Below are 16,275 nucleotides of genomic sequence, written 5' to 3'. Positions count from 1 at the left end.
GCGGCACACAATGTCCGGCAATATGGCACAGGATTGAAGTATTTCAATCATCCGATTGTCGGCGAGCTCACCGTCGCCTACGAGGGACTGGAGATGACATCGGAGCCCGGCCTCACGCTTACCACCTACAGCGCAGAGCCCGGATCACCCTCCGAACACGCCCTGTGCCTGCTGGCGTCCTGGGCGGCGACCGAGTACCCGTTGCACGTCAGAGCCGCAATCAAAGGCCGGGGCCTGACAGGTTAGACGAGGTCGCCCTGGATGGGCGGTGTCGACATTTGACTTTCAGTACAGCTTGTCTTCCCCATTCTGGGACGCGTTCGTACATGGAGGCTGCCTCGGTGTTCCCGACGACCCGTAGGCCCCCCTGCGTGTGATAGGTGACCGAACTCGGAGATGGGCTTCGATCCTAACTGCTCGTGTCCGGGGGCCTGGTCACAGGAGGGCCGGTCACGCTGCCCATGCCATGCACGCCACTTCAATGAATGCACCACGCGCGTGGGACGGGCTGAGGTTGTGCCGTCGCGTCCGCAAGGTCCCCACCCTGCGGACGCGACGGCACAGCGGGAATCAGGCCTGGTTGCTGAAGGCGGCGTCGAAGGAGGCGGTTGAGGGGGCGAAGTCGAACTTCTTCAGCGCGGCGAGGGCCTCGGGGGCACCCTGGAGGCGGTCCATGCCGGCGTCCTCCCATTCGATGCTGATCGGGCCGGTGTAGCCGATCGCGGTCAGGGCCCGGAAGCAGTCCTCCCACCGGACGTCCCCGCGGCCGGCGGAGACGAAGTCCCAGCCGCGGTGCGGGTCGCCCCAGGGCAGGTGGGAGGAGAGGATCCCGGCCCTGCCGTTGCCCATGCGCATGCGGGTGTCCTTGCAGTCCACGTGGTAGATCCGCTCGGCGAAGTCGGTGATGAACGCGACGGGGTCGATGCCCTGCCACACCATGTGGGAGGGGTCCCAGTTCAGCCCGAACGCCTCCCGGTGCCCGACGGCATCGAGGGCGCGCTTGGTGGACCAGTAGTCGTAGGCGATCTCGGAGGGGTGGACCTCGTGGGCGAAGCGGACCCCGCATTCGTCGAAGACGTCCAGGATCGGGTTCCAGCGGTCGGCGAAGTCCTGGTAGCCTGCCTCGATGACCTCGGCGGGGACGGGCGGGAACATCGCGACGTACTGCCAGATCTTCGAGCCCGTGAAGCCGACGACGGTGTCGACGCCGAGGGCGCGGGCGAGCCGTGCGGTGTTCTTGAGCTCCTCGGCGGCGCGGGTGCGCACGCCCTCGGCGTCGCCGTCGCCCCAGACCTTGGACCCGACGATGGCCTGGTGGCGGAAGTCGATCGGGTCGTCGCACACGGCCTGGCCCTTGAGGTGATTCGAGATCGCCCAGACCTTCAGGCCATAGCGCTCCAGGATGCCGAGGCGCTCGGCGATGTACGCGTCGTCGTCCCACCGCCACGCGTCCAGGTGCTCGCCGGAGACGGCGATCTCGAGCCCGTCGTAGCCCCACTCGGCGGCGTACCGGGCCACCTCCTCGAGGGTCAGGTCGGCCCACTGGCCGGTGAACAGGGTGAACGGGCGAGGCATGTCTGTCTCCGTTTTCGCTAGAGCTGGACTGTCGTGGACTTCGCGGCCGCGGATTCCTCGATCGCGGCCAGGACGCGCTGGACCTGAAGGCCGTCCTCGAACGAGGGCGAGGGGGCGGCCCCGTCCCGGATCGCGAGCAGGAAGTCCCGGATCTGGTGGGTGAAGGTGTGCTCCCAGCCGATCATGTGGCCCTGCGGCCACCACGCGTGCAGGTAGGGGTGCTCGGGCTCCGTCACGACGATCCGGCGGAAGCCCTGCTCGGCGGCGGGGGCGGTGCCGTCGAGGAACTCGAGCTCGTTGAGCCGCTCGAGGTCGAACGCGAGCGCCCCGGCCGAGCCGTACACCTCGATCCGCAGCGAGTTCTTCCGGCCGAGCGCCACGCGCGAGACCTCGACTGAGGCCACCGCGCCCCCGGCGAGGGACAGCGTGGCCCACGCGGCGTCGTCGACCGTGACGTCCTCGAGTCCGTCCCGGCCCGGACGCTGGCCCACGAAGGTGTGCAGCCGCCCTGAGGCCTCGGTGACGGTGTCGGAGAGCAGGTACTGGACCTGGTCGATCGCGTGCGAGGCGATATCCCCGAGCGCGCCCGACCCGGCGGTCTCCTTCCGCAGCCGCCACGTCATCGGCGACTGGGAGTCCGCGAGCCAGTCCTGCAGGTATGACGCGCGGACCTCCCGGACCGTGCCGAGCCGCCCCGCGGCGATGAGCTGGCGCGCGAACGCGAGGGCAGGGACGCGCCGGTAGTTGAATCCGACCATCGACTGCACCCCGCGCTCCCGTGCGGCCTCGGCTGCGGAAGCCATGCGCTCCGATTCGGCCATCGAGTTCGCGAGCGGCTTTTCGACGAGGACGTGCTTGCCCGCCTCGAGCGCCGCGATCGCGATCTCGGCGTGCAGCCACCCGGGAGCGCAGATGTCCACGATGTCCACGTCGTCCCGGGCGATCACCTCGCGCCAGTCCGTCGCGGACTCGGCCCACCCGTATCGGGCCGCGGCCTCGGCGACCTGCTCGGCGTCCCGGCCCACGAGCACGCGCTGCTCGACCGCCGGGACGTCGAAGTACGCCGCGACGTTCCGCCACGCCTGCGAATGGGCCTTGCCCATGAACGCGTATCCGACCGCGGCAACACCCAGCGGAGCTTGCCCCTGAACAGAACTCATGCGGGCACCCCCTCGAGGGTCGCCTCGGTCGGCGCCCAGTCCACGGGGATGGGCGCGGCCGGTGGCGCCGAACTGGCCACGTCGACGAACTGCATGCCGGCATGCACCGACTTCGAGATCGACACCATCGTGTCCAGCACGTGGTAGGCGAGCCTGCCGGTGGCGCGGTGCGGCTGACCCGAGCGGATGGAGCGCGCCATGTCCAGCACTCCCATGCCGCGCCCGTTCGCCGGGCCCGTGGTGGGGATCTTCGTCCACTCGTGCTGGCCCGCCCTGCAGATCTCCAGGTCCCCGTCGAAGTAGTTCGGGTCCGGCACCGAAAGCGTGGCCTCCGTGCCGGTGATCTCCACGAAGCCCATCCGCACTCGGGGGGAGTCGAAGCTGAACACGCTGTGCGAGGACGCACCGGACTCGAACTGGGCCATGGCGCTCACGTGCGTGGGTACCTCGACCTCGAACTCCTCCCCGGCCTTCGGCCCCGAGCCGATCACCCGGGTGGCCCGGGCCTTCGATCCGAGGGCTGCCACGCGGCGCACGCTGCCGAAGGTCTGCACGAGCGCGGTGAGGTAGTACGGGCCCATGTCGAACAGCGGTCCGGCCCCGCGCTGGTACAGGAACGCTGGGTTCGGGTGCACCGACTCCGGGCCCGGGGTCTGGAAAACCGTCTGGGCGGTGAGCGGGACGCCGATGTCGCCGCGCTCGATCACCCGTCGGGCCGTCTGCAGGCCCGCGCCCAGGAAGGTGTCCGGTGCGCACCCGAGCCGCAGCCCGGCGTCGTCCGCCTCCTCCAGCAGCGCAAGCCCGCTCTCGCGGTCGAGGGAGAACGGCTTCTCGCTCCACACATGCTTGCCCGCGCGGACGGCCGCCGTGGCGACCTCGACGTGCGCCGCCGGGATCGTGAGGTTCACGATGATGTCCACGTCCGGGTGGCCGAGCGCGAGCTCGGGGGCGCCGTGCTCGGCGATCCCGAACTCCTCCGCCCGGGCTCTTGCCGCCTCGGGGAAGAGGTCGGTGACCGCAATGACGTTCAGGTCCGGGAATGCGGTCAGGTTGTCCAGGTACTGCTTGCTGATCATGCCGGCGCCGATGACTGCCACGCCGACGGGTCCATGGTTCACTTGGCGGTCTCCCGCGTGGCCGGGTCGCCGGCCTCGAGGTAGCGCAGTGAGGCGGCGACGCCGTCGAAGATGTCCCCGGCGTAGTCGTCGAACTCGACGACGCCGACTTCGAGGTTCTTGGCGGCGGCCACGACGCCCCAGAGGTCCAACTCGCCGTGTCCCGCGGGGAGCTGGGTCTTGGCGATGCTGCCGAATTCCTCACGGTCGAACCGGGTCCCCAGCACGGTGACGGGGCCGTCCTTGAGGTGCAGCGCGACGACTCTGTTGCCGAGCCGCTGGACCAGAGCGGCGGGATTCTCCCCGCCTGCGGCGACCCAGTAGACGTCTACTTCGAGGACCACCTCGGGGTCGAGCAGTCCGGCGAAGAACTCCAGTGCCGTGGTGCCCTCGACTCTCGAGCCGAGTTCCCAGCTGTGGTTGTGGTAGCCGACGCGGATGCCGTACTCGGCGCCCTTCTTCGCCGCGGCGTTCAAGGCGGCGGCGGTGTCCCGGATCGCGCCGGCGTCCTGCCACTGCTCTGGTGCGACGAATGGGTCGATCACGGTGCCGATGCCGATACGCTTCGCCGCGGCGAAGATCTCGTCCTGATCGCCCGAGAGGAGCGGAGCGTGGCCTGTGGGCGCGGTGATGCCGTTCTCCGCGAACGCGGCGGCGAACGCCTCGGCGTTCTCGACGAACCGGTAGGGCTCGACCTGGGTGAAGCCGATCTCGGCCAGCCGCCGGACCGTGCCCAGCAGGTCCGCCTCCATCGGATCGCGGAGGGTGTAGAGCTGGACTGAAAAAGCCATGGCAAAGTGTCCTCTCGTAAAAGCTCTGAGACGAGGTGCTTTCGTGCGGCGGCTAGCGTCCGGCGAGGGAGCCGCCGATGCCGCCGACGCTGAAGTACTTGTTGAGGGTGGCGAAGACGATGATGGGCGGGAGCATCATGATCACGGCCATGGCCATGACTGAGCCCCAGTCGGTCGCGTTCTGCTGGAAGAACGACTGCACGCCGACTGGGAGCGTGAAATTCACATCTGTCCGGAGGAACACGATCGCCACGAGGTAGTCGTTCCACGCGAGCAGGAAGGCGAAGATCGCGGTGGAGAGCACGCCGGGGAGGCTGTTGCGCAGCACGACCTTGGTGAAGGAGCCGAACACCGAGCAGCCGTCAATCCACGAGGCCTCTTCGAGGCTGGCCGGGATCGAGTCGAAGTAGGCGGCCATCATCCACGTGGCCACGGCCATGGTCGAGGCGACGTACACAATAATGATGCCCAGGAGGCTGTCGGCCAGGTCCAGGTTGGCGAAGAGGATGAACAGCGGCACGACCGAGGTGATGATCGGCAGCGACTGCATGACGAACAGCAGCAGCGAGTACCCCGAGACGGCCTTGGAACGGCCGCGCGAGAGCACGTACCCAGCGGGGGCGGCGACCGCGACCGAGACCACGACCGTGGCGAGGGTCACCTGGAGGCTGTTGGTGAGCCAGGTCGAGGCCAAGGTCTGGGTGAAGATGTTGCCGAAGTTCTCGAGCGTGAATCCGGTGGTGGTGCTCGAGGCCCCCGGGGTGAAGGCCAGGACGGCGACGACGCCGATAGGCACGAGCACGATCGCCGTGATCGCGAGGATGAGCGCGAAGCGCCACCAGCGCCCGCGCAGGTCGGCCTCGGAGACGGTGCGCCGCTTGCGGGGGGCCGCGCCGCCGGAAAGCGCGGCGGGTTCGGCGTGGGTGTGCAGGACGGTGCTCATTCGACGCTCGACTTTCGGATCTGGCGGTACAGGATGGCGGAGACGACAACGAGGGTGAGCGTCATGATGAACGCCACGGCCACGCCGGGGCCGGTCTGGAAGTTCTGGAACACGACTCGGTAGGCATAGATGACGAGCGAGGTGGTCGCGTCCACGGGGCCACCGCCGGTGAGGAGGTAGATCGTGGGGAAGTCGTTGACGCAGAAGATCGTCATGAGGATCCACGAGATGTACGTCGAGCGGGCCGTAATCGGCAGGGTGATACCGGTGAACTGCTGCCACTTCGTGGCGCCGTCCACGCTCGCGGCCTCGTAGACGGTGTTGTCCACGCTCGCGAGGGCGGAGGAGGACATCATCATCATGAACGGGAAGCTGACCCAGACCTTGAAGATGCACACCATGACTGCGGCCAGGGTGGGGTTCGCGAGGAACAGGGGCGTGCCGAGGCCCAGCGTGCGAAACAAGGCTGGGACAGGACTGTCCGGCGTCGCAACGAGCCAGTTCCACGCGGTCGAGGACACGACGATCGGAACGACCCAGGGCAGGAGCAGGAGGACCTTGAAGAAGGCGCCCGCGGGGATTTTCGTGCGCAGCAGGAGTGCGAGGCCCAGGCCCACGGCCCACGAGCCGAAGACGCCGACGACGGTGAACACCAGGGTGAAGCCGGTGGCCTTCCAGAACGCGGCAGAGGTCAGCACCGAGGTGAAGTTGTCAAAGCCGACGAAGTCGCCGGCGTCGATGAGGGAGCCGTTGTGGGTGGCCTGGATGGCAGCGTAGACGAGGGGGTAGCCGTTGATCAGGAGCAGGAGCAGGACTGAGGGAAGGATCAGCCAGAAGAAGGTGCGGGTGGTCTGGGAGGTGAGCCTGCTGGCGCGGTTGCGGGCCGGGCGGCCCGGCCCGCCGGGGGCGAGGCCCCGGCGGGCTCGGGCGAGCCCCGTGTCAATCGATGCGGTCACGGGATGCCTCCGGGTCAGGACTTGATGGCGGACTTCAGTCCGTCTTCGAAGGCCTTCAGGGCGCTCTTGGCGTCACCCTTGCCGGTAATCACCGTCTGGGCGAACTGGTTGATGGCCTGACCGCCGTCCAGTACCGCGTCGTTCGCGCTCAGGGCCGCGCCGCGAGCTGCGAAGGTCTTCGCAATTGGCTGCCAGTCCTTGATGACCTTGACGTTGTTCGCGTTGCCCACGAATTCCGGCAGCTCGGTGATCGACTTGAACACCGGCAGCCCGCCCAGCAGCTTCTGCTGCCAGTACTGCTTGAGCTGGCCCATGTAGTAGACGAGGAACGCCTCGGAGGACGCCTGGGAGGGGGTGTTCTTGTACATCATGATGTTGTTTGGGAACACGAGCGTGGCCTTGTCCCCGTGCGGGCCCGCGAGCACAGGCGCAACCAGAAGGTCGCCGGAGGTGTCCCCGATGCTGTTGTCCAGCCCGGCTGCGTACGAGCCGTATGCGGCCTTCTTGCTCTTCCATTGGGCCTGGAGATTGTCGTTCGTGTAGCTCACGGCGGCCGGGTCGATGATGCCGTTCGACACCAGTTCGTACATGAACTCGGTCGCTTCCAGGTTCCGGTCGTTCATGACGTCGACCTGCCCGTCTGGGGTCCATACGCCGCCGCCGTTGTTGAGCATCATCTGAATGACGACGTGGTTGGCGAAGAAGTTGCCTGACCCCGCCCCGGTGGCGAAGCCCACCACGCCGATCTTCTTCAGCGCCTTGCCCGCTTCAAGCACCGAAGGCCAGTCAGTGGGGGGCGCGACGCCGGCCTTGTCGAAGAGGGACTTGCGGTACCACATGACGCGCATGTCGAGCTGCCACGGGACCGCGATGTAGCCCTTGTCCGACTTGAACGGGTCCAGCACGCCCGGAAGGAAGTCGTCGAACTGGCCGTTCTTCTTGAGGGCGTCGATCACGTTGTCTGCGTATGCGATCGCGCCCTGCTGCTCGAACTGGAAGGCCTGGAAGCCACCGCCCGTGGAGACAGCGGGACCTGTCTTTGACGCGATCGCCGAGGAGTACGTCTGGTAGAAGTTGTTCCACTGGATGATTTGGTAGCTCGCCTTGAGGTTGCTCCCGGAAGGTGCGTAGGCCTCCGTGATCTTCTTCGCCGCGTCGTTGTACGCGGGCGTGCCCCACGGCATATCCCAGAACTTGACTGCGCCGCCCCCGCCGCCCCCGGACGAGGCGCTGGGGCTACAGGCCGCGAGGGCGGGGACGGCTCCGGCCGCGGCGGCGAGGCCGAGGAAACCACGGCGCGAGAACGTTGCCCGGGTAGGGGTCATGGAATGAGTCCTTCTTCGTTGAGGGTGGATATTTGGGACAAGGAAAGATCGAACGGTCCTCAGCCCTGGTGGGCAGGGACTAGAGCGGCCACGCGGTACAGCTCGGCAACGTCGGCCGAGACAAGTTCCCCCGCGGCGATTGCCACGGCCCGCCGCCAAGCAGAGCGGCGAGAGGTTTCCCACAGCGTCGGTAGGAGGCGCTCACCGTCCGGTCCGACGATTCGGACCTCGGCCGGGGCGGCCGTGTCCGGGGCTGGGACGACGGCGGTGAGCCCGCCGTCGAGGGTCAGCAGGCGCAGCCGCAATCTCGCTGGCGCAGCGTCCGTGACGATGATGGCGATCGCAACGGGGGCGGTCGGCGCGTCCTCCGTGAGGGAGCCGCTGAGGTGCCAGCTCGCCTTGTCACGGTGCAGCGAGCGGACGGGCGTGAGCGGTCCGAGAACCCGGCTTGCGGCTGTGAGCGTATCGAGCAGTGCGGTGTCGGGATCCGCCCCGGTCGGCAGCCTCAGCTCGACGTCGGCGAAAACGGCGCGCTCCCGCAGCGGTGCAGCAGCCTCCGCTGCGACGAGCACGCCGGGGTTGCACGCGAAGGCCCACTCGATGATGGCGCGTGTCGCGATGTCCGCGGGCAGGGCCGGTACGCCCTCGTCGGCGGACGGCGAGCTCACAACCGCGGCCAGCGCCCCGCCGTCGAACGCCTCCAGTGCACGATCGGCCCATCCGCGCGCGCCTGTGATGGTCGCGAGCTGTGCCGGCTCCTCGCCTGCGCGGGTGAGCGAGAGCGGCAGGGACGCGACTACCTCTGAAAGACCCGGCGTGTGCACAGCATCGACCGTGTACTGCGTCAACGCGCTCATGCAACCTCCTTCAGGACGTGGGCGCGGGCGCCGTCGACGATCGCGAGGGCGAAGCGGAGGTCTTCGATGAGCCCCGCTGGGTTCGGGGCCGGCTCGGTTCCGGCGACGATCTCGGCTATCCGTCGCCATTCGCCCTCGTAGCCGTTGTGGCCGAACGGGCCGGCGACGGTTGTGAGGCCCGCAGTAGTGAATTCGGCGACCGCGGAGCCGGCGTGGACGTACGACGGCGTGAAGGTCACCTTCAGAGTGGAGTCTGGGCCGATGGCCTCGAGAGTCCAGTCGGGCTTCCAGGTCGCATTTACGGCTGCTGTCAGCTCGATCGTGCGTCCGCCCGCCCGCAGGAGGAACACGTAGCCCCATGGCCGCACCACTTCTGCACGTAGCACCTGAAGGTCGTCGAAGGCCGGGACGAAGCGGCGCACAAGCGGCAGGTCGTGGATCGCCAGGCCCAGGACGCCGCCCTCAAGGGTCGCGGCGACGACTGCGGGGTCGGAGTAGTCCGGTCGCTCGCCTGCCGGGCGGGCGATGACCTCGGTGGCGAAGTCCTCGAACCGTGCGTTCGGCGGCAGCACGACCGAGGACCGGATCGTGTGAGCGGTCGTCGGGAGGTTCCCCCAAAGGTGCTCGGCGGCGAGCCAGCCCGGGTCGAAGGTGTGCATGGCGCCGACGATGATGGGAACGCCGGTCTCCGCGGATACGGCAGCGATCTCCGCTGCCTCGTCGGCCGAGACCGCGAATGGCTTCTCACACAGCACGGCCTTCTTCCCGGCCCGGCACACGGCGATGACCTGGGCGGCATGGAACTTGTGCGGGCTGCAGATCGCGACAACGTCGACGCGGGGGTCACCGAGGAGCTCTGCCATCGAGGTCGAGGACGCTGCGCCGACGCGCGAGGCGACCGCTGCGGCGACGTCGGCGTCGACGTCCATGACGTGGGCGACATCGAAGTGGTCCGTGAGGCGGGCAAGGCTCGGCAGGTGGATGGCCTGCGTCACCGGTCCAGCGCCGAGGAAGCCGACGCCGATGGCGGGCGCGTCGTCCTCGGATCGATTCGTAGGGGGCATTGCTGCTCGCTCCAGACTCTTGGCGAACTGAGTGACCATCAGCTCACCAGATCCGGCGTGCGTGAGGGAGGTCCGCTTGAGGGTAGTACCCGCAGGGATACCCTGAGGCCTCTGCTTGCATACTCGGCAGGCTTCGAGTGACCGAGGACACATCAAGTGGGAGTCGAGGGTCGGAGCCCGGAAAGTTCCTTCCCATTCAGTCTCGCGCGAAGGTCGCGCCAAGGTATTGGTGACCTCGAGCGTCGCGGGACAGCGGTGGCCGCTGTCGGCGCTGCTGCCGTGTCGGTCGCGCGGCCTGGAGGGCTGGGTTAGGTGCGAGCCTCTGCGGACGCCTCGGCACGTGCTTTTCGGGGTGCTCCTTCTTCGTCGAAGGCGACGGCACACGGGCTTGCTGGACGCCAAAGAGTAGCGGCGACTTGTCGTGGTGCACCGCCGTGCCGGAGTGGCGCTTCTCTTCGGCCGGACTCCAGAGCCGTCCGAGTGCTCACCAGTTGCTCGGCGCACCATGGTTGGCACATCCGGACGAGGTGATGCTAGGAGTCTGGCAGGCACAGCGCATCGCGCATTCGGCCGGGGTTCGCGTCGAGGGCATCGCATACGCGCGTGCTGCCCACAGTTCGTGGTTGGCACGTGCCAGACTTCTGTCCATGACGACAACCGGCGACGGCTCGGAACGCCCCACGCAGAGGACTCCGCATGGCGGCCGCATGCCGACGATGAAGGACATCGCCGAACATCTGGGCGTCTCCCGGCAGCTTGTCTCGCTCGTCCTGAGGGGTGTTCCGGGACCGAGCACCGAGTCGCGGGAGCGGGTTCTCGCCGCGGCCAGGGAGCTCGGGTATCGGCCGAACGCGTCCGCGCGCCTGCTGCGGCGGGGCCGGACCCGGCTGATCGGGATGATGTTCGTGATGCGCAACCCGTTCCAGGTGAGGGTCGTCGAGAGGCTGATGGTCCGCGCGGCCGAGGAAGGGTTCGGCCTGGCGCTTGGGCCGACGACGGCGGAGAGGACGACGGACCTCGTCGTGGGTGAGCTCATGGAGCAGCGGGTCGAGGGGCTCGTGGCTTTCAATCCGGATCCCGCATCGAGCGCGCTTCGGGAGGCGGCAGACCTCGTCCCGGTCGTCTGGCTCGGCGAATGGATCCAGACCACCCAGGTGGACAACGTGCATGTGGACGAGACAGAAGGCCTTCGTCTAGCGATCGAGTACCTCGTGCGCCTCGGGCACCGTGACATCGCCTATGCCGGCGGCCTCGGCGGGGCCGTGGGGGAGAGCCGGGCCGGAGCCTATCGGGCGGCGATGGCGTCGTTCGGTCTGGCCGACAGGGTCGAGGTGCTCGCAAGCGACTTCTCCGAGGAAGGCGGAGCTGCTGTGGCCCGCGGAATCGTCGAAAGCAGCGAGCGGCCCACCGCCGTCGTATGCTGCGGCGACCAGTGCGCCGTCGCCGTGATGGAGGTCTTCTCCCGAGCCGGCATCCGGGTCCCCGAGGACATCTCGGTGGTCGGCTTCGATGACAGCTACCTCGCGTCCTTGTCCTATCACCGCCTGACCTCGGTGCGACAGGACGTCGAGGCGACCGTCGAGGCAGCATTGAACGCCGTGCTGCAGCGGATCGAGGGCGACGGCGGCCCGCGCCGCCATATCGCGACCCCCACCGGCCTGGTGGTCCGGGATTCGACGGGGCCGGCAAGAAAACCGGCCTGACGCTGTCGCGGCGAGTCACGAGCCTTTCCTCGCGATTTAGCTCGTGCTAACATCATTTTAGCTCGTGCTAATCAGCCCGCATCCAGACCGGAGTGAAACATGCTGCCTTCTTCGCTGCCCGAACCCGAGCTGTACCTGCCCCGGAGCGGAGAGCCGTCGCTCCGCTGGGGCATCGTCGGGCCGGGCTGGATCGCCGGGGAGTTCGCCAAAGCCGTCCGGGCCCACACCGCCCAGCGCATCGTGGCCGTGGGGTCGCGCTCGCTGGATCGCGCGTCGTCGTTCGCCGCTGCCCACGGGATCGACTACGCGCTCGGGTCCATCGGGCAGCTCGTCACGCATCCCGAGGTGGACGTCGTCTATGTCGCAACCCCGCACAGCGAGCACCTCGGGGTCGGGCTCGCGGCCATCGCTGCCGGCAAGCATGTCCTGATCGAGAAGCCGATCACGGTGAGCGCGGCAGGAGCCCAGGCCCTTGCTGACGCCGCCCGGGCCGCGGGCGTCCTCGTGATGGAGGCGATGTGGAGCCGCTACCTGCCGCAGGCTTCCGTTATCCGGCGGCTGCTTGACGACGGCGTCCTCGGGGAGATTCGCGCGGTGCTCGCGGACCATGGGCAGGCACTCCCGACGGATCCGTGGCACCGGCTCAACCGGCCCGAGCTCGGCGGCGGCGCGCTCCTGGACCTCGGGATCTATCCCATGCAGTTCAGCTCGATGATCCTGGGTGCTCCGACGCGCGTCGTCGCGGTCGGGGCGATGGCGGAGACCGGTGTGGACGCGCATGCGACCGTGGCACTGACGCACGAGGGCGGTGCCCAATCCACCCTGTACACGTCGATGCGGGCCCGCACCCCGACCACCGCGTCGGTCGCGGGATCCGAGGCGACGCTCGATCTCGCCGGCAGCTTCTATTCGCCGACGTCATTCACGCTCTCCGGCTCAGGGCACTTCGGCCCGTCCCTCGCCTGGAGCGACCCGACCGGACTCACACGGTTCGACGGCCTCTCCTGGGAAGCCAACGCTCTCGCACGCTTCGTCGGCGAAGGCCGCACCGAGTCCCCGGTCCACACTCTGGACGAGACCGTCCGAATCCTTGCCACGATCGACGCCGCGCGCGCCCAGCTCGCCGCGTGACGCCAGCCCTGAATTGCCGGCCCTGAAGAGCGGAGCACCGATGACAGATTCCATCACGATCCTCGAACGCCAAGAGGAGGAGCTCGTCTTCGAGTCGTTCGATCATGCCGACGCGTGGAACCTCGGGTCGACGATCGTCCGCATCGACCGGGAGGCCGGACACGCCGTCGGGATCGACATCCGCCGCCCGGGCCTCGTCCTGTTCCGCGCGGCCCTGCACGGGATCACTCCGGATCAGGAGTCCTGGATCTCGCGGAAGGCCGCCGTCGTCCTGAGGATGGAGGCGAGCAGCGCGCTTGTGGATGCCCGCCTCTCGGCCGCACGGATCGATCCGGCCGCCGTCGACTGGCTCGGCGCCGAGTATGCCGTGACCGGAGGATCGTTCCCCATCCGGGTCCGCGGCGTCGGCGTCGTCGCAGCGGCGACCGCCTCCGGCCTCCCAGGAGGACCACGACCTCATCGTGCGCGGCATCCGCGAGCACCTGGCGGAAGGCCGTCACGCATGAAGGCCTCTCCGCGCCAAGTGAAGGGCGGCCAGCACGCCCGCATCCGCATCTGGGAACGCGCCTCCGGGGCAGTCCGTACCGTCTTCGAATCCCGGGACCGGCTCTACGAGGCGCCGAACTGGACGCCCGACGGCCGCCTCCTCGTCAACGGCGACGGCCTGCTCTGGACGCTTCCGGCCGACGGCTCGGCGCTGCCCGAGCAGATCCAGGTCGCCGGTCTCCCGGACGTCAACAACGATCACGTGCTCGCCCCCGACGGGCGCACGGTCTTTGCCTCGGCCAACGACTGGCACATCTGGGAGGTCCAGCTCGCCGGGGGAGCGGCGCGCCGGACCACAGCCGACGACGGCGCAATGCACTTCCTGCATGGCGTCAGCCCCGATGGAGGCCGGCTGGGCTACGTCCGCCTCGAGCCCGTCGGGAACGCCTGGCCGACGTCGGCGACCATCCACACGATCGGCGCGGACGGCACCGGCGATACAGCCGTCACGAGCCATCCCGGCCCGGCGGACGGGTGCGAATGGACGCCGGACGGGGAGTGGATCGTCTTCAACACCGAGCAGTTCTCGACCATCCCCGGCCATGCCCAACTCGCCCGCGTCCGGCCTGATGGGGGCGACCTCGAACAGCTCGCCTTCGACGAGCGGGTCAACTGGTTCCCGCACGTCGCCCCGACCGGCGACGTCGCCGTCTACCTCAGCTACCCTCCCGGCACCACAGGGCACCCCCGCGGATCTCCCCGTCGAACTGCGGCTTGTCTTGGTCGATGCGTGGAACGAGCCCACCACTGTTGCCGCCTTCGTGGGCGGGCAAGGGACCATCAACGTCCCGAGCTGGGCTCCGGACGGCTCAGGGTTCGCGTTCGTCGATTATCCCTGCCCATGAAAAACCAAGGAGTGCACATGTCCACTGAGCTCGAGCAGGGCTTCGTTCCGCTGTTCAACGGCGAATCACTTCAGGGCTGGCATCCGGCGCCGCGCGTCTACGGCGCGGAGTACCCGCGCGGCCCGAGTATCGCCCAGAAGCTCGAAGAGATGGGCCTCGAGCCGCCAGTGAACCCCGAGGTGCACCCGGCCCGCTGGTTCGTCGAGGATGGTGTGGTGGTCGGCGAGCAGGCCACGCCCGGCTACGGGGGATACCTCGTCAGCGACGAGACGTTCGGCGACTTCGATCTCGTCATCGAGGCCAAGCCCGACTGGCCCGCGGACACGGGGATCATGCTCCGGCGACAGCGGGACTCATGGGAGGGGTTCCAGGTGCTGCTCGATCACCGCCCGTCCGGCGGCATCGGCGGCTTCTTCGGGAATGGGCTCGCTAGCTTCTCCGCGGTCCCATTCGCCATCAATGCAGAGTTCGACGACGAGCGGCGGCCGGTGCGCATGGTGGCCGACGACCCCGCGACGTCGGTGGAACCCGTGACCCCCGTGAAGCGCGGGCGGCTGCGCTACGCGGGCGACGTCGAGGACTTCCTTCGCGTCTGGAAATGGGGCGACTGGAACGAGCTCAGAATCCGCTGCGTCGGGCCCATGCCCGTGATCACGACGTGGGTGAACGGGCTGAAGGTCGCCGAGATCGATACCGCGACGATCGACGCGCCCAACTACGACGCGGCCGCTATTCACGCGGTGCTCGGCGACGGGGGCCATCTGGCCCTCGAGGTTCATGACAACGACGCCATGTTCGGTGAGGCCCGCTGGGGCCGGGGCGCGCAATGCCGGTGGCGGAACGCACGCATCAAGGATCTGGGCGGGGAGAGAGCGGTGTGAAAAGAAGTCGCCTGGAATGAGGTCGCCCACGTCAGAGTCAGGTGCAGGCATCCACTGGCGTTGGAAAGGAAGCCGAGCAGAGCCTCGGTGCGTGCTCGACGCGGAGGTGTAAACCGTCAAGGTCCGCGGAATCCTGCGGACCGATGCACACGCCCCGACTGCGGAGGAGTCCGTCTGATGATCCATTGGATGAGATCCGCAGACTACTTGGCGGGAACAATCATTCTCGTCCCTTCGACGACACTGGCGGAATCGAGGTTGCGTGTCGCGCGTGACGTCGACGTCACCGGTTGCAAGGTGACAACCGATGGGAGCGGCCGCGGGACCCCGCACTCGGAAACGAACACTCTGCAATCCTTCCGCGCAGTTGTCTCGCAGATGTCGAAAACGCAGCTCTCCGCATCGGTGTCTGCTCGGCGATGAATCGCCAGCCCGTCCACGGCTAAGGCGGGTGTGTGATCAGCGGCCAGTAATGGCGTCATCGAAGACTCTAGTCCGCGTGGGACTACTTTGCACGGGCGCCAGCATTGACTTCCAGAGCCCCGGAACGTCCATTGCCCAGCTTTGTGAAGTCGAGCTGTGTACGGGGAGCGCGACGAGGGCGTCGGTCTGGCGATCTTCAACGAGGTCCGCTCGGCGATGTCCTACGCCGAGATGAAGGGAGCCGTCAACGGCTACAGGCCGCTCGGCCCGGTCGGGATGGCCGCCCTGCTGCGCCACCTCCAGGACCCGGACTACGACATCGACGACTACGAGGGAGCGGACCTCGCCGACTGCTGGCAGCACCTGGACGGCTCGACGTCGCCGAACGCCGTCGTCGTCAACGGCACGTGGCACACCCGCACCGGGTACGTGCCGGCGACCGCGTTCAGCCCCGAGGCGGTGCCGGTCGAGGCCCTGCGGCCCCTGCTGCGGGGCATCCAGCCCCCGGTCGTCCACACGGTCGCGGTCGTCTGCGAGCTCCAGGACGCCCGCCAGGCGCGCGGGCAGGCCAGACGCCATGTGGCCGACGACAAGGCGCGGAAGAAGACCGCCGAGGAGGCAGGACGGGTCACCGACGGCGAAGAGGACGTGCTCCTGGAGGCTTCGAAACAGCGCCTTGTTGACCTCAGGGTCGGATCGGGGCACCATGGCGCCGCATTCGGGCTCTACATCACCTACTCCGTTCAGGACGCCGACCAGGTCCTCCCCGTGGCGGACATCATCGAGGCCGCGGCCGCCGACGCCGGGATCGAACGCATCGAGTGGCTCGACCACCGTCAGGACCTCGCACCGATCACGACCATGCCGTTCACCAGGGGGATCCGATGAGCACCGAGACGACCACGACCACCGCCGAGGAGCCGTTCTACACCGCCGACGCGGAACCGCCGACGCGCCGCC

General features: G+C 68.2%; 13 protein-coding genes and 1 pseudogene. 5 read left to right on the top strand and 9 right to left on the bottom strand.

Annotated elements, in window-relative coordinates; genetic code table 11:
• Positions 1-246: pseudogene (locus ACLN58_RS08600) on the top strand (transcriptional regulator); the annotation flags it as partial.
• Between the two features lie 324 nt (positions 247-570).
• Here ACLN58_RS08600 and ACLN58_RS08595 read toward each other — a convergent pair.
• The 9 genes from ACLN58_RS08595 to ACLN58_RS08555 are packed head-to-tail and all read right to left on the bottom strand — an operon-like array spanning position 571 to position 9,825.
• A complete protein-coding gene (locus ACLN58_RS08595) occupies positions 571-1,575 on the bottom strand; it encodes a sugar phosphate isomerase/epimerase family protein (protein WP_415854848.1) in 1,005 nt (334 codons plus the stop codon).
• A gap of 17 nt (positions 1,576-1,592) precedes the next feature.
• A complete protein-coding gene (locus ACLN58_RS08590) occupies positions 1,593-2,735 on the bottom strand; it encodes a Gfo/Idh/MocA family protein (protein ID WP_415854847.1) in 1,143 nt (380 codons plus the stop codon).
• Positions 2,732-3,853 carry a Gfo/Idh/MocA family protein gene (locus ACLN58_RS08585; protein WP_415854846.1) on the bottom strand — a complete coding sequence of 374 codons (1,122 nt, stop codon included), beginning with the start codon at positions 3,851-3,853 and terminating at the stop codon, positions 2,732-2,734. The genes ACLN58_RS08590 and ACLN58_RS08585 overlap by 4 nt, the downstream gene beginning before the upstream one ends.
• Positions 3,850-4,641, bottom strand: coding sequence for a sugar phosphate isomerase/epimerase family protein (locus tag ACLN58_RS08580; RefSeq protein ID WP_415854845.1), 792 nt, complete (start codon positions 4,639-4,641; stop codon positions 3,850-3,852). Before ACLN58_RS08580 ends, ACLN58_RS08585 begins: the two co-directional genes overlap by 4 nt.
• 52 nt (positions 4,642-4,693) lie before the next feature.
• Positions 4,694-5,584 carry a carbohydrate ABC transporter permease gene (locus ACLN58_RS08575; protein ID WP_415854844.1) on the bottom strand — a complete coding sequence of 297 codons (891 nt, stop codon included), beginning with the start codon at positions 5,582-5,584 and terminating at the stop codon, positions 4,694-4,696.
• Complete coding sequence (locus tag ACLN58_RS08570; protein WP_415854843.1) at positions 5,581-6,540, bottom strand: carbohydrate ABC transporter permease; 960 nt, start codon at positions 6,538-6,540, stop codon at positions 5,581-5,583. Before ACLN58_RS08570 ends, ACLN58_RS08575 begins: the two co-directional genes overlap by 4 nt.
• Positions 6,541-6,554: 14 nt before the next feature.
• Positions 6,555-7,865: an ABC transporter substrate-binding protein gene (locus ACLN58_RS08565; RefSeq protein ID WP_415854842.1), complete on the bottom strand. Its 1,311-nt coding sequence runs from the start codon at positions 7,863-7,865 to the stop codon at positions 6,555-6,557.
• A gap of 59 nt (positions 7,866-7,924) precedes the next feature.
• Complete coding sequence (locus ACLN58_RS08560) at positions 7,925-8,722, bottom strand: hypothetical protein (protein ID WP_415854841.1); 798 nt, start codon at positions 8,720-8,722, stop codon at positions 7,925-7,927.
• Positions 8,719-9,825, bottom strand: coding sequence for a Gfo/Idh/MocA family protein (locus ACLN58_RS08555; protein WP_415854840.1), 1,107 nt, complete (start codon positions 9,823-9,825; stop codon positions 8,719-8,721). The genes ACLN58_RS08560 and ACLN58_RS08555 overlap by 4 nt, the downstream gene beginning before the upstream one ends.
• A gap of 608 nt (positions 9,826-10,433) precedes the next feature.
• On the opposite strand from ACLN58_RS08555, the gene ACLN58_RS08550 reads away from it, so the two are divergent.
• From ACLN58_RS08550 to ACLN58_RS08535, 4 genes are all read left to right on the top strand, one after another.
• Positions 10,434-11,489, top strand: coding sequence for a LacI family DNA-binding transcriptional regulator (locus tag ACLN58_RS08550; protein ID WP_415854839.1), 1,056 nt, complete (start codon positions 10,434-10,436; stop codon positions 11,487-11,489).
• A 99-nt stretch (positions 11,490-11,588) separates the two neighbouring features.
• Positions 11,589-12,620, top strand: coding sequence for a Gfo/Idh/MocA family protein (locus ACLN58_RS08545; RefSeq protein WP_415854838.1), 1,032 nt, complete (start codon positions 11,589-11,591; stop codon positions 12,618-12,620).
• Positions 12,621-12,660: 40 nt separating this feature from the next.
• Entirely contained in the window at positions 12,661-14,892 is a 2,232-nt protein-coding gene (locus ACLN58_RS08540) for a family 16 glycoside hydrolase (protein WP_415854837.1), read from the top strand.
• Between the two features lie 579 nt (positions 14,893-15,471).
• The gene (locus tag ACLN58_RS08535) at positions 15,472-16,203 is read left to right on the top strand and encodes a hypothetical protein (protein WP_415854836.1); all 732 of its coding nucleotides are present in this window, start codon (positions 15,472-15,474) and stop codon (positions 16,201-16,203) included.
• The last annotated feature ends 72 nt before the right edge of the window (positions 16,204-16,275 follow it).

Source organism: Sinomonas sp. G460-2, from assembly GCF_047759905.1.
Lineage (GTDB): Bacteria > Actinomycetota > Actinomycetes > Actinomycetales > Micrococcaceae > Sinomonas.
This window is presented reverse-complemented; position numbering and strand designations above follow the sequence as displayed.